The organism is Pseudomonas sp. FJ2-5-13, assembly GCF_029201605.1.
GTDB lineage: Bacteria > Pseudomonadota > Gammaproteobacteria > Pseudomonadales > Pseudomonadaceae > Aquipseudomonas > Aquipseudomonas lactis.
This window is the reverse complement of the sequence record NZ_CP104045.1, coordinates 5532260-5545004: the sequence shown is the minus strand read 5'-3', so window position 1 is coordinate 5545004 and position 12745 is coordinate 5532260. Positions and strand designations below refer to the sequence as shown.

Sequence of the window (12745 nt, the reverse complement as noted above, 5' to 3'; positions counted from 1 at the left end):
GCACATTCTTCGGTCCATGTCGTAAACGCACCTTTGCGTGGCGTGCGCAGGCATTTGGCCCGCACGCGCCAGCCCTACCATCGCATCAAAGGGCCCTGCGAGGGCCTCAACAATACGAAAGGCTGGGAGAGACGCGATGTTCAGCAAACAAGACCAGATCCAGGGATATGACGACGCACTGCTGGCGGCGATGAATGCCGAGGAGCAGCGCCAGGAAGATCATATCGAGCTGATCGCGTCGGAGAACTACACCAGCAAGCGCGTGATGGAAGCTCAAGGCAGCGGCCTCACCAACAAATACGCCGAAGGCTACCCGGGCAAGCGCTACTACGGTGGCTGCGAGCATGTGGACAAGGTCGAAGCCCTGGCCATCGAACGCGCCAAGCAGCTGTTCGGTGCCGATTACGCCAACGTGCAGCCGCACTCCGGTTCCTCGGCCAACAGCGCCGTGTACCTGGCGCTGATCAATGCCGGCGACACCATCCTGGGCATGAGCCTGGCCCACGGCGGTCACCTGACCCACGGCGCTAAAGTGTCGTCCTCGGGCAAGCTGTACAACGCGGTGCAATACGGCATCAACACCGACACCGGCTTGATCGACTACGACGAAGTCGAGCGCCTGGCGGTCGAGCATAAGCCGAAGATGGTCGTGGCGGGCTTCTCGGCCTACTCCAAAACCCTGGATTTCCCACGCTTTCGTCAGATCGCCGACAAAGTAGGCGCGCTGTTGTTCGTCGACATGGCCCACGTTGCCGGCCTGGTTGCCGCTGGCCTGTACCCCAACCCGCTGCCCTACGCCGACGTGGTCACCACCACCACCCACAAAACCCTGCGCGGTCCACGGGGCGGCCTGATTCTGGCCAAGGCCAACGAAGAAATCGAAAAGAAACTCAACGCCGCGGTATTCCCCGGCGCCCAGGGCGGCCCGCTGATGCACGTGATCGCCGGCAAGGCCGTGTGCTTCAAGGAAGCGCTGGAGCCTGGCTTCAAGGCTTACCAGCAGCAAGTGATCGATAACGCCCAGGCCATGGCCGAAGTGTTCATCAAGCGTGGCTACGACGTGGTCTCCGGCGGCACCGACAACCACCTGTTCCTGGTCAGCCTGATCCGCCAGGGCCTCACCGGCAAAGAGGCGGATGCCGCTCTGGGGCGCGCCCACATCACCGTCAACAAGAACGCGGTGCCGAATGACCCGCAGTCGCCGTTCGTGACCTCGGGCCTGCGCATCGGTACCCCGGCGGTGACCACCCGTGGCTTCAAAGTGCCGCAGTGCGTAGAGCTGGCCGGCTGGATCTGCGACATCCTCGACAACCTCGGCGACGCCGATGTCGAGGCTAACGTGGCCAAGCACGTGTCTGCCCTGTGCGCTGATTTCCCGGTTTATCGCTGAGCGCGGTTTTGGAGTAATGACTATGCAACGCTACTCAGGCTTCGGCCTCTTCAAGCACTCCCTCAGCCATCACGAAAACTGGCAGAAGATGTGGCGCACGCCGACCCCTAAAAAGGTCTATGACGTAGTGATCGTCGGCGGCGGCGGGCATGGTCTAGCGACCGCCTATTACTTGGCCAAGGAGCACGGCATCACCAACGTGGCCGTGGTCGAGAAAGGCTGGCTGGGCGGCGGTAACACCGCGCGCAACACCACCATCGTGCGTTCCAACTACCTGTGGGACGAGTCGGCGCACCTGTACGAACACGCCATGAAACTCTGGGAAGGTTTGTCCCAGGACCTGAACTACAACGTGATGTTCTCCCAGCGTGGCGTGTACAACCTGTGCCACACCCTGCAGGACATCCGTGATTCCGAACGTCGTGTGAGCGCCAACCGCCTCAACGGCGTGGACGGCGAACTGCTGAATGCCCAGCAAGTGGCCGACGAAATCCCGTATTTGGATTGCTCGAAGAACACCCGTTACCCCGTACTCGGCGCCACCGTGCAACGGCGCGGCGGCGTGGCCCGTCACGATGCTGTGGCCTGGGGCTTTGCCCGTGCCGCCGATGCCTTGGGCGTGGACTTGATCCAGCAGACCGAAGTGATCGGTTTTCGCAAAGAAAACGGCGTGTGCATCGGTGTGGAAACCAACAAGGGCTTTATCGGCGCCAAGCGCGTCGGTGTGGTCACTGCCGGTAACTCCGGGCATATGGCCTCGCTGGCGGGCTTTCGCCTGCCGATCGAATCCCACCCGCTGCAAGCCCTGGTGTCGGAGCCGATCAAGCCGATTATCGACAGCGTGATCATGTCCAACGCCGTGCACGGTTACATCAGCCAGTCCGACAAGGGCGACCTGGTGATCGGCGCCGGTATCGACGGCTACAACGGCTACGGCCAGCGTGGCTCGTACCCGGTGATCGAACACACCATCCAGGCCATCGTCGAGATGTTCCCGGTGCTGTCGCGGGTGCGCATGAACCGCCAGTGGGGCGGCATCGTCGACACCACGCCGGATGCCTGCCCGATCATCTCCAAGACCCCGGTACCGAACATGTTCTTCAACTGCGGTTGGGGTACGGGCGGCTTCAAGGCCACCCCAGGCTCAGGCAACGTGTTTGCCGCCAGCCTGGCCAAGGGTGAAATGCACCCACTGGCCGCCCCTTTTTCCATCGACCGTTTCCACAACGGTGCGCTGATCGACGAACACGGCGCTGCGGCCGTCGCCCACTAACAGGAGAAATTCCCTATGTTGCATATCTTCTGTCCTCACTGTGGCGAACTGCGCTCCGAAGAGGAATTCCACGCGTCCGGCCAAGCGCACATCCCGCGCCCGTTGGATCCGAATGCCTGCACCGACGAGCAGTGGGGCGACTACATGTTCTTTCGCGACAACCCGCGCGGCCTGCACCACGAACTGTGGATCCATGCCGCCGGTTGCCGCCAGTATTTCAACGCCACCCGCGACACCGTCACCTACGAAATTCTTGAAACCTACAAGATCGGTGAGAAGCCTCAGTTCACCGCCAAGGCCTCTGGAGAGAAGGTATGAGCCAGATCAATCGCCTGTCCAACGGTGGCCGCATCGACCGTAATAAAGTCCTGACGTTTACGTTCAACGGTCAGAGCTACAAAGGCTTTGAAGGCGACACCCTGGCCGCAGCCCTGCTGGCCAACGGCGTCGACATCATTGGCCGCAGCTTCAAGTACTCGCGCCCACGGGGCATCTTTGCCGCAGGCGCCGAAGAGCCGAACGCGGTGCTGCAGATCGGCGCCACCGAAGCCACGCAGATCCCCAACGTGCGCGCCACCCAACAGGCGCTGTACCAGGGCTTGGTTGCTACCAGCACCAACGGCTGGCCGAGCGTGAACAACGACATGATGGGGATTCTCGGCAAGGTCGGCGGCAAGCTGATGCCGCCGGGTTTCTACTACAAAACCTTCATGTACCCGCAATCGTTCTGGATGACCTACGAGAAGTACATCCGCAAGGCGGCGGGCCTTGGCCGTTCGCCCACCGAGAACGATCCGGACACCTACGACAACTTCAACCGTCATTGCGACGTGCTGGTGGTCGGTGCAGGCCCATCCGGCCTGGCAGCGGCACTGGCGGCGGCGCGCAGCGGTGCCCGCGTGATCATCGCCGACGAGCAAGAGGAATTTGGTGGCTCGCTGCTTGATTCCCGTGAAAGCCTCGACGGCAAGCCCGCCACTGAATGGGTCGCCGGCGTCATTGCCGAATTGAAAGCCCTGCCGGACGTGGTGCTGCTGCCCCGCGCCACCGTCAACGGCTACCACGACCATAACTTCCTGACCATTCACGAACGCCTGACCGACCACCTGGGTGACCGTGCGCCGATTGGCGTGGTGCGTCAGCGTATCCACCGCGTACGTGCCAAGCGGGTGGTGCTGGCTACTGGTGCGTGCGAGCGTCCGCTGGTGTATGGCAACAACGATGTGCCGGGCAATATGCTCGCAGGTGCGGTGTCAACCTACGTGCGTCGTTATGGCGTGGCACCGGGTAAAAAGCTGGTGCTGTCGACCAACAACGACCATGCCTACCGCGTAGCGCTGGACTGGTTCGATGCGGGCCTCACCGTTGTCGCGGTGGCCGATGCGCGTCACAACCCACGCGGTGCACTGGTGGAAGAAGCCCGCGCCAAAGGCATTCGCATCCTCACCGGCAGTGCCGTGATCGAGGCCCGTGGCAGTAAGCACGTGACCGGCGCTCGCGTGGCAGCCATCGACGTCAAGGCGCATAAAGTCACCAGCCCCGGCGAGTGGCTGGACTGCGACCTGGTCGCCAGCTCCGGCGGTTACAGCCCGGTGGTGCACCTGGCCTCGCACCTGGGCGGCAAGCCGACCTGGCGTGAAGATATCCTCGGGTTTGTACCGGGCGAAGCACCGCAAAAACGCGTGTGCGTGGGCGGCATCAACGGTGTCTACGGCCTTGGCGATTCCCTCGCCGATGGCTTTGAAGGCGGCGTGCGTGCGGCCAGCGAAGCCGGTTTTGCCCCGGTTGAAGGCACGCTGCCAAAAGCCTTGAGCCGTCTGGAAGAACCAACCCTGGCGCTGTTCCAGGTGCCCCACGAAAAAGCCACTGCACGGGCGCCCAAGCAATTTGTCGACCTGCAGAACGACGTGACCGCCGCCGCCATCGAACTGGCCACCCGCGAAGGTTTCGAGTCGGTGGAGCACGTCAAACGCTATACCGCGCTGGGCTTCGGCACCGACCAGGGCAAGCTGGGTAACGTCAACGGCCTGGCCATCGCGGCCCGTTCGCTGAACGTGACTATCCCGCAGATGGGCACCACCATGTTCCGTCCCAACTACACGCCGGTGACGTTCGGCGCCGTAGCGGGCCGTCACTGTGGGCATATCTTCGAGCCGGTACGCTACACCGCGCTGCAAGCCTGGCACGTCAAGAACGGCGCCGAGTTTGAAGACGTCGGCCAGTGGAAACGCCCGTGGTATTTCCCGCGTAACGGTGAAGACCTGCACGCCGCGGTGAAACGCGAATGCCTGGCGGTGCGTGACAGCGTCGGCCTGCTGGACGCCTCCACCCTCGGCAAGATCGACATTCAGGGCCCGGATGCCCGCGAGTTCCTCAACCGTATCTACAGCAACGCCTGGACCAAGCTCGACGTGGGCAAGGCGCGCTACGGCCTGATGTGCAAGGAAGATGGCATGGTCTTCGACGACGGCGTGACTGCCTGTCTGGCCGACAACCACTTCCTGATGACCACCACCACTGGCGGTGCTGCCCGCGTGTTGCAGTGGCTGGAAATCTACCAGCAGACCGAATGGCCGGACCTCAAGGTGTACTTCACCTCGGTCACCGACCATTGGGCAACCATGACCTTGTCGGGCCCCAACAGCCGCAAGCTGCTCAGTGAAGTCACCGACATCGACCTGGACAAGGACGGCTTCCCGTTCATGACCTGGAAAGAAGGCCTGGTGGGCGGCGTGCCGGCGCGGGTGTTCCGTATCTCGTTTACCGGTGAGCTGTCGTATGAAGTCAACGTGCAAGCCGACTACGCCATGGGCGTGCTGGAAAAAATCGTCGAGGCCGGCAAAAAGTACAACCTGACCCCGTACGGCACCGAGACCATGCACGTACTGCGCGCCGAGAAGGGCTTCATCATCGTTGGGCAAGACACCGACGGCTCGATGACCCCGGACGACCTGAACATGGGCTGGTGCGTCGGCCGTACCAAACCGTTCTCGTGGATTGGCTGGCGCGGGATGAACCGTGAAGACTGTGTGCGCGAAGAGCGCAAGCAGTTGGTGGGGCTCAAGCCGATTGATCCGAATGTGTGGCTGCCGGAAGGCGCGCAGTTGGTGTTCGATCCGAAGCAGACGATCCCGATGAAGATGGTGGGTCACGTTACCTCAAGTTATGCGCATAACTCCCTGGGCTATTCGTTTGCCATGGGTGTGGTGAAGGGCGGCTTGAAGCGCATCGGCGAGCGGGTGTTCTCGCCGCAAGCGGATGGCAGCGTGATCGAGGCCGAGATTGTTTCATCGGTGTTCTTTGACCCGAAAGGCGATCGCCAGAACATCTGATCGACCGAGTCGCCTGCATCGCAGGCAAGCCGGCTCCCACATTTGGAATGTATTGTCCTGTGGGAACCGGGCTTGCCCGCGATGAGGCCAGAACAGTCACCACAGAATTCAGAACAGGTGCTTTATGACAGCAGCCAATGTTTACCAACAACGCCCCACCACCGGTGCCAAGGCCGAGTCGTCGCTGCACCATGCCGACCTCGCCAGCCTGGTGGGCAAGGGCCGCAAGAACGCCGGCGTGACCGTGCGTGAAAAGAAACTCCTCGGCCACCTGACTATTCGCGGTGATGGCCATGATGCTGCCTTCGCCGCTGGCGTACACAAGGCGGTTGGCATCGAACTGCCCGGCCCCTTGAGCGTGGTCGTCAACGGTGAAACCAGCCTGCAGTGGCTCGGCCCGGATGAGTGGCTGTTGATCGTGCCGAGCGGTGAAGAGTTTGCCGCCGAGCAAAATCTGCGCGCTGCCCTGGGCGACCTGCATATCCAGATCGTCAACGTCAGCGGCGGCCAGCAGATTCTTGAACTGAGCGGCCCGAATGTGCGCGACGTGCTGATGAAGTCCACCAGCTACGACGTGCACCCCAACAACTTCCCGGTCGGCAAGGCCGTGGGTACGGTGTTTGCCAAGTCGCAACTGGTGATCCGTCATACCAGCGACGACACCTGGGAGCTGCTGATCCGTCGCAGCTTCTCGGATTACTGGTGGTTGTGGCTGCAGGATGCCTCGGCCGAATTCGGCCTGAGCGTCCAAGCCTGACATGGCGCTCGCGCTGTCTCACCCCTTCACTGTAGGAGCGAGCTTGCTCGCGAAAAACTCAAAGACGCCGCGTTCATTCAGCATGCACGCATCATCGTTGGCGTTCTTCGCGAGCAAGCTCGCTCCTACAGTAGATAGCGTTGTTTGAGGAGTTATTCGTAATGAGCCGCGCCCCTGATACATGGATTTTGACCGCCGACTGCCCCAGCGTGCTCGGCACGGTGGACGCGGTCACCCGCTATCTGTTCGAACAGGGCTGCTACGTCACCGAGCACCATTCGTTCGATGACCGCCTTTCGGGCCGGTTTTTCATTCGTGTGGAGTTCCGCCAGCCCGATGGCTTCGACGAGCAAGCCTTTCGCGCAGGCCTGGCGAGCCGTGGCGAAGCGTTTGGCATGATCTTCGAACTGACGGCGCCGAACTACCGGCCCAAAGTGGTGATCATGGTCTCCAAGGCCGATCACTGCCTCAACGACCTGCTGTATCGCCAGCGCATCGGCCAGTTGTCGATGGATGTGGTCGCGGTGGTGTCCAACCACCCTGATCTGAAACCGTTGGCCGACTGGCACCAGATTCCCTACTACCATTTCCCCCTGGACCCCAACGACAAACCGTCCCAGGAGCGTCAGGTGTGGCAGGTGATTGAAGACACCGGCGCCGAATTGGTGATCCTTGCGCGCTACATGCAAGTGCTGTCACCGGAGCTGTGCCGCAAGCTGGACGGCAAGGCCATCAACATTCATCACTCGTTGCTGCCGGGCTTCAAGGGCGCCAAGCCGTATCACCAGGCGTACAACAAGGGCGTGAAACTGGTGGGCGCCACGGCGCATTACATCAACAACGATCTGGATGAAGGGCCGATCATCGCCCAAGGCGTGGAAGTGGTGGATCACAGCCACTATCCCGAAGACTTGATTGCCAAGGGGCGCGATATCGAAGGGCTCACATTGGCGCGGGCGGTGGGGTATCACATCGAGCGGCGGGTGTTTTTGAATGCCAATCGCACCGTCGTTCTCTAGATCGCTATCGCAGGCAAGCCAGCTCCCACATTCCTGGATGTGTGAACCCGATCCACGGTGGGAGCTGGCTTGCCTGCGATGAGGCCCTTACAAGCAACACAAGAAACAGCATCTGTACCCGAGCACTTAACGCGCTGCCCCAAGGGCAACGCAGTTCCATAAAAACAACAGCGAGGTGAAAGCATGTCTGGTAATCGTGGTGTCGTGTATCTCGGCAACGGCAAGGTCGAAGTACAGAAAATCGACTATCCCAAAATGCAGGACCCCCGTGGCAGGAAGATTGAGCACGGCGTCATCCTGCGCGTGGTCTCCACCAACATCTGCGGCTCCGACCAACACATGGTGCGCGGCCGCACCACGGCCCAGACCGGCCTGGTGCTGGGGCATGAAATCACCGGTGAAGTGATCGAGAAGGGCAGCGACGTCGAGAACCTGAAAATCGGTGACCTGGTGTCCGTGCCCTTCAATGTGGCGTGCGGCCGCTGCCGCTCCTGCAAGGAACAACACACCGGCGTCTGCCTGACCGTCAACCCGGCCCGTGCCGGTGGTGCCTACGGCTACGTGGACATGGGCGACTGGACCGGCGGCCAGGCCGAGTACGTGCTGGTGCCGTATGCCGACTTCAACCTGCTGAAACTGCCGGACCGCGACAAGGCCATGGAGAAAATCCGTGACCTGACCTGCCTCTCCGACATCCTGCCCACCGGCTATCACGGCGCCGTTACGGCCGGCGTTGGCCCAGGCAGCACCGTGTACATCGCTGGCGCCGGCCCGGTCGGCCTGGCCGCTGCCGCCTCCGCTCGTTTGCTGGGTGCAGCGGTGGTGATCATCGGTGACGTCAACTCAATCCGCCTGGCCCACGCCAAGGCCCAGGGTTTTGAAGTGGTCGACCTGTCCACCGACACCCCCCTGCACGAACAAATAGCCGCGCTATTGGGCGAGCCCGAAGTGGACTGCGCCGTTGACTGCGTGGGCTTTGAAGCACGCGGCCACGGCCACGATGGCGTCAAGGCCGAAGCCCCGGCCACGGTGCTCAACTCGCTGATGGGCGTGGTGCGCGTGGCGGGCAAGATCGGTATCCCAGGCCTGTATGTGACCGAGGACCCAGGTGCGGTCGATGCCGCCGCGAAAATGGGTAGCCTGAGCATTCGCTTTGGCTTGGGTTGGGCCAAATCCCACAGCTTCCACACCGGGCAGACGCCAGTGATGAAGTACAACCGCCAACTGATGCAGGCGATCATGTGGGACCGTATCAACATTGCCGAGATCGTCGGCGTGCAGGTGATCAGCCTGGATGACGCGCCACGCGGGTATGGCGAGTTCGATGCGGGTGTGCCGAAGAAGTTTGTGATTGATCCGCATAGTTTGTTTAGTGCAGCTTGAGTTCAAGATAAAAGGGCGGCCAATGGCCGCCCTGCTGCATTATTTGAAAGCTAGAACTTTCGTAGTGAGGTAAGGCGCGTTTAGCGGTTCTGAATTCTCCACGCATAACCCATGCTTAGAGGTCTGGTAGTCGTATTTATTTAAAAGAGCAACTTGTATGGGTGCAGTACTTGTTGATCGTGCCGGCTGTATTAGTGGTGGTTTCATTTTCCCAAGTGCCAGCATCCGGTTTAGGTAGCTCGCCGACACGTTTGACCAGTCGGATTCGAGCGTCATCTCCCGCGCCAACATAATCACATCTGATGTAGGCGACAGTTGTGCCCGGACTTTCTGTTTCATTGGGATCCTCCGATCCCTCTGTGCTTGAAATTACCCGTTGCGCCAGTGTGACCCTGTCAAAGTGTAGCCCTGCATTCAGGTAAGACTTATCTGCGTCGGGTGCGCCGGGCTGATTGGAGCCTTTCCAATTACCAAACTGGTATTTGTAGGTTCCGTTGTCCAGGGAGCCATTGACCTGACTTAGATCTGGACAGCTTTCCGCCGACGCGTAAGTGGTTCCAAGTAACGCAGCCAGCGATATAAAACCTGACAGGCAGAAGAGGCTCAGAGAAGGCTGTTTTTTGAATGTTGAAGGGTTCATCCTTGTTTGCTCCAGTGCTTGAAGGAGTCTCCATCATCAATATTTAATTTGATATGAGCTACTGTGAATGTTGACAGGTTTTTAGATTCATTTTTTATGCGGTCTATAATCAAATTGAATAAGTATTCAAGATGTCTGATCGTGTGGTGGGCGATTTACAGGTGACGTTGGAGCGGGCAAGCCCGCTCCGACAGTTTGATCCGAGTTTGCGTAGCCGAGGATTAGCGAATTGCCAGTGCCCCTTGATACACCGTAGGGCCGGTTGGCTGCTTACTCACTGAGCCACCTTTGGTTTCAGAACTTACCATCAACTCCACGGGTTGTTTGATGGTTTCCTGCTGGCGCGGATTCAGGCCAATGATACCTTTGCCATCCTCGGGCAACAGGCCAAGGGACACCGGTGTGCCGTCTTTGGGAATCGCCCAGAGTTCAAGGCTTTGGTCCGGTGCTGGCGCCGTGGAGGCAATCGGTTCTACTTCCAGGTAATCCTTGTGGGCCATGATCTGTGCGGCTGGCTGCTGGGTCGTGGTCACCAACGTTGCCGCGGATTTGACGCTGTCCTGGGTGTAGAGCGCGCCGCCGATACCGGCAACCACCACCACGCAGGCGCCGATGAACAGGCGAGGGCGGCTCCAGAACGCAGGCTTGTGCTCAATCACTGGGGGTTGGATCGCAGTCATAAGTCTCTTCTCGACAAATTTTGTAGTCAGTTCATGGACCCGCTTATCCTCGATGGGTTCCTGAGGGGCTCCGGAACAACCGACGGGTTACCCAGTCCAACGCCTGCGTTTACCCCTATACCCAGAGGTTGTTTCGATGAAGATTTCACGCGGTTTTGCCCTGTCCTGCCTGTTGACCGTGGCCGCCGGCCCGGTGTTCGCCGCGGGTTTCAGCCTTGGCGATGCAGCCAACGCCATTTCCGGCATGCAGGGTGGCAACAACAAGGCCGCTGCCGCCGCGCCTACCTCGGAGACGGCTGACCTGCTGACGGCCCTGACCTCGCAACTGAACATCACCCCCGAGCAAGCGGTGGGCGGCACGGGCGCCATGTTGGGCCTGGCAAAAAACAAACTCAGCGGCAACGACTTCTCGCAGCTCAGTAGCAGCGTGCCGGGCCTCGAGCAGTTGTCAGGTAATAACGCATTGGGCAGCCTCGGTGCCTTGAGCGGGATGCTCGGCCAAACCGGCGGCAGCAAGACCAGCGGCCTGGACGGCCTGTTGGGTAACGTGAAAAGCACCAACGACTTGAACACCGCCTTCAGTGCCCTGGGCATGGACAGCGGCATGATCGGCCAGTTTGCCCCGGTGATCCTGAAATATCTGGGCGGTGAGGGTGCCAGCAGCTCCGTGCTGGGCAAATTGGCTCAGGCCTGGGGCACGGGCAGCTAAAGAGGCTCCTCGCGCAGTTGTTCGATGCGCGCATCCTTTTCCATCCAGAGCTGGTTGACCCAGTTCTGGACGGTCTGGCGAAACGCGGGATCATTCTCGTAATCCCCTTGCCACAACGCCGGGTCCAGCTCGCGGGTGCGGATATCCACGATCACCGTCGGCACCGCGCCGCTGATCAAGTCCCAGAACCCCGGAATCTTTTGCTGCGGGTACACCACGGTCACGTCGAGGATCGCGTCCAACTGTTCGCCCATCGCCGCCAGCACAAAGGCCACGCCGCCCGCCTTGGGCTTGAGCAACCGGTTATACGGTGAAGCCTGTTGCGTGCGCTTGGCCTCGTTGAACCGCGTGCCCTCCAGGTAATTGACCACGGTGACCGGCTGGCGCTTGAACAGCTCGCACGCTTGCTTGGTGATCTTCAAATCCTGCCCCGCCAGCTCCGGGTGCTTGGCCAGGAACGCCTTGGTGTAGCGCTTCATGAAGGGGTAATCCAGCGCCCACCAGGCCAGGCCGAGGAAGGGCACCCAGATCAGTTCTTTTTTCAGGAAGAACTTGAAGAACGGTGTGCGCCGGTTCAATGCCTGGATCAGTGCGGGAATGTCGACCCAGGATTGGTGGTTGCTGATCACCAGGTAAGAGGTATCGCCGCGCAGGTCCTCGCCACCGCGAATATCCCATTGGGTGGGGATGCACGCGGCGAAGATCAGCTTGTCGATCTCGGCCCAGGTCTCGGCGATCCACATTACCGCCCAGGACGCATAGTCACGCGAGCGGCCCGGTGCCACCAGCTTGAGCAGGGCGAAGACCATCAAGGGGCCGATCAGGATCAGCGTGTTGAGTAACAGCAGCAGTGTAACCAAACAGCCGGTGAGCAGGCGGCGCATAAGCAACTCTTGGAATTCTGTGGGCGGGCCATGATAAGCAAGGTGAGTCTAGAGGCCAAATCGCAAAATGCCCGACGAATGTTTCACACTGCGCGCGATATGCTCGGTCATCCAACTAAGTGCCGTGTTTGCGGTCTAGACTCCGCCCACTTCTTTCGAGGAAATCCTGCCGTGAAATTACTCCTTGCCGCGTTCGCCCTGGTTGCTGTGCCTGTCATGGCGGCCGAGCCGACCCTTTACGGTCGCTACGAATACATCCAGTTGCCGGAGATCGGCCAGACCTTCAAGGCCAAGATGGACACCGGCGCACTGACCGCCTCGCTGTCGGCGCGTGACATCGAAACCTTTCAGCGCGACGGCGATGACTGGGTGCGCTTCCGCCTCGGCGGCGAAGACGCAGGTAACAAGGTGTATGAGCATATGGTGTCGCGCATCAGCAAGATCAAGAGCCGCGCCGACGAAGATGATGACAAGGACGAAGCCAGCGTGGCCAAGCGCCCGGTGATCGACCTGGAAATGTGCCTGGGCGACGTCAAGCGCACCGTCGAGGTCAACCTTACTGACCGCAGCAGTTTCAACTACCCACTGCTGATTGGCGCCAAGGCCCTGCGTGAGTTTGGTGCTGCGGTAAACCCGGCGCGTCGTTACACTGCCGACAAACCGGACTGCTGATTGAAC

12 protein-coding genes are annotated in these 12745 nt (G+C 60.5%); 9 read left to right on the top strand and 3 right to left on the bottom strand.

Going from position 1 to position 12745, the window contains the following annotated elements:
* Positions 1-136: 136 nt before the first annotated feature.
* The 7 genes from glyA to fdhA all read left to right on the top strand — a co-directional run bounded on the left by glyA (position 137) and on the right by fdhA (position 9154).
* Positions 137-1390: a serine hydroxymethyltransferase gene (gene glyA / locus N2A98_RS24645; protein WP_003194857.1), complete on the top strand. Its 1254-nt coding sequence runs from the start codon at positions 137-139 to the stop codon at positions 1388-1390.
* Between the two features lie 22 nt (positions 1391-1412).
* On the top strand, positions 1413-2663 hold the full coding sequence (locus tag N2A98_RS24640; protein ID WP_003176546.1) for a sarcosine oxidase subunit beta: 1251 nt from the start codon (positions 1413-1415) through the stop codon (positions 2661-2663).
* A gap of 15 nt (positions 2664-2678) precedes the next feature.
* On the top strand, positions 2679-2981 hold the full coding sequence (locus N2A98_RS24635) for a sarcosine oxidase subunit delta (RefSeq protein WP_003194855.1): 303 nt from the start codon (positions 2679-2681) through the stop codon (positions 2979-2981).
* Positions 2978-5995 (top strand): sarcosine oxidase subunit alpha, encoded by a 3018-nt coding sequence (locus N2A98_RS24630; RefSeq protein WP_078803962.1) that lies wholly within the window; start codon positions 2978-2980, stop codon positions 5993-5995. The genes N2A98_RS24635 and N2A98_RS24630 overlap by 4 nt, the downstream gene beginning before the upstream one ends.
* Positions 5996-6119: 124 nt before the next feature.
* Complete coding sequence (gene soxG / locus N2A98_RS24625) at positions 6120-6752, top strand: sarcosine oxidase subunit gamma family protein (protein ID WP_047711947.1); 633 nt, start codon at positions 6120-6122, stop codon at positions 6750-6752.
* Positions 6753-6913: 161 nt separating this feature from the next.
* Positions 6914-7771, top strand: coding sequence for a formyltetrahydrofolate deformylase (gene purU, locus N2A98_RS24620; protein WP_044271799.1), 858 nt, complete (start codon positions 6914-6916; stop codon positions 7769-7771).
* A 183-nt stretch (positions 7772-7954) separates the two neighbouring features.
* On the top strand, positions 7955-9154 hold the full coding sequence (gene fdhA, locus N2A98_RS24615) for a formaldehyde dehydrogenase, glutathione-independent (protein ID WP_003194849.1): 1200 nt from the start codon (positions 7955-7957) through the stop codon (positions 9152-9154).
* Positions 9155-9290: 136 nt separating this feature from the next.
* Here the strand turns inward: fdhA and N2A98_RS24610 are convergent, their stop codons facing one another.
* A complete protein-coding gene (locus N2A98_RS24610) occupies positions 9291-9794 on the bottom strand; it encodes a hypothetical protein (RefSeq protein WP_125970773.1) in 504 nt (167 codons plus the stop codon).
* Between the two features lie 221 nt (positions 9795-10015).
* Entirely contained in the window at positions 10016-10474 is a 459-nt protein-coding gene (locus N2A98_RS24605; RefSeq protein WP_044271796.1) for an anti-sigma factor, read from the bottom strand.
* Between the two features lie 136 nt (positions 10475-10610).
* On the opposite strand from N2A98_RS24605, the gene N2A98_RS24600 reads away from it, so the two are divergent.
* Entirely contained in the window at positions 10611-11183 is a 573-nt protein-coding gene (locus N2A98_RS24600) for a DUF2780 domain-containing protein (protein ID WP_044271793.1), read from the top strand.
* On the opposite strand, the gene N2A98_RS24595 is transcribed toward N2A98_RS24600, so the two are convergent.
* The gene (locus N2A98_RS24595; protein WP_044271786.1) at positions 11180-12067 is read right to left on the bottom strand and encodes an acyltransferase; all 888 of its coding nucleotides are present in this window, start codon (positions 12065-12067) and stop codon (positions 11180-11182) included. The two genes, N2A98_RS24600 and N2A98_RS24595, sit on opposite strands and share 4 nt — an antisense overlap.
* 171 nt (positions 12068-12238) lie before the next feature.
* Here N2A98_RS24595 and N2A98_RS24590 point away from each other — a divergent pair, with 171 nt between their 5' ends.
* On the top strand, positions 12239-12739 hold the full coding sequence (locus tag N2A98_RS24590) for an ATP-dependent zinc protease (protein WP_275622756.1): 501 nt from the start codon (positions 12239-12241) through the stop codon (positions 12737-12739).
* Positions 12740-12745: the final 6 nt, after the last annotated feature.

What these genes read in the sequence shown, in the direction of transcription:
- glyA (WP_003194857.1), top strand. Translation starts at nt 137, where the DNA reads ATGTTCAGCAAACAAGACCAGATCCAGGGATATGACGACGCACTGCTG.
- N2A98_RS24640 (WP_003176546.1), top strand. Translation starts at nt 1,413, where the DNA reads ATGCAACGCTACTCAGGCTTCGGCCTCTTCAAGCACTCCCTCAGCCAT.
- N2A98_RS24635 (WP_003194855.1), top strand. Translation starts at nt 2,679, where the DNA reads ATGTTGCATATCTTCTGTCCTCACTGTGGCGAACTGCGCTCCGAAGAG.
- N2A98_RS24630 (WP_078803962.1), top strand. Translation starts at nt 2,978, where the DNA reads ATGAGCCAGATCAATCGCCTGTCCAACGGTGGCCGCATCGACCGTAAT.
- soxG (WP_047711947.1), top strand. Translation starts at nt 6,120, where the DNA reads ATGACAGCAGCCAATGTTTACCAACAACGCCCCACCACCGGTGCCAAG.
- purU (WP_044271799.1), top strand. Translation starts at nt 6,914, where the DNA reads ATGAGCCGCGCCCCTGATACATGGATTTTGACCGCCGACTGCCCCAGC.
- fdhA (WP_003194849.1), top strand. Translation starts at nt 7,955, where the DNA reads ATGTCTGGTAATCGTGGTGTCGTGTATCTCGGCAACGGCAAGGTCGAA.
- N2A98_RS24610 (WP_125970773.1), bottom strand. Translation starts at nt 9,794, where the DNA reads ATGAACCCTTCAACATTCAAAAAACAGCCTTCTCTGAGCCTCTTCTGC.
- N2A98_RS24605 (WP_044271796.1), bottom strand. Translation starts at nt 10,474, where the DNA reads ATGACTGCGATCCAACCCCCAGTGATTGAGCACAAGCCTGCGTTCTGG.
- N2A98_RS24600 (WP_044271793.1), top strand. Translation starts at nt 10,611, where the DNA reads ATGAAGATTTCACGCGGTTTTGCCCTGTCCTGCCTGTTGACCGTGGCC.
- N2A98_RS24595 (WP_044271786.1), bottom strand. Translation starts at nt 12,067, where the DNA reads ATGCGCCGCCTGCTCACCGGCTGTTTGGTTACACTGCTGCTGTTACTC.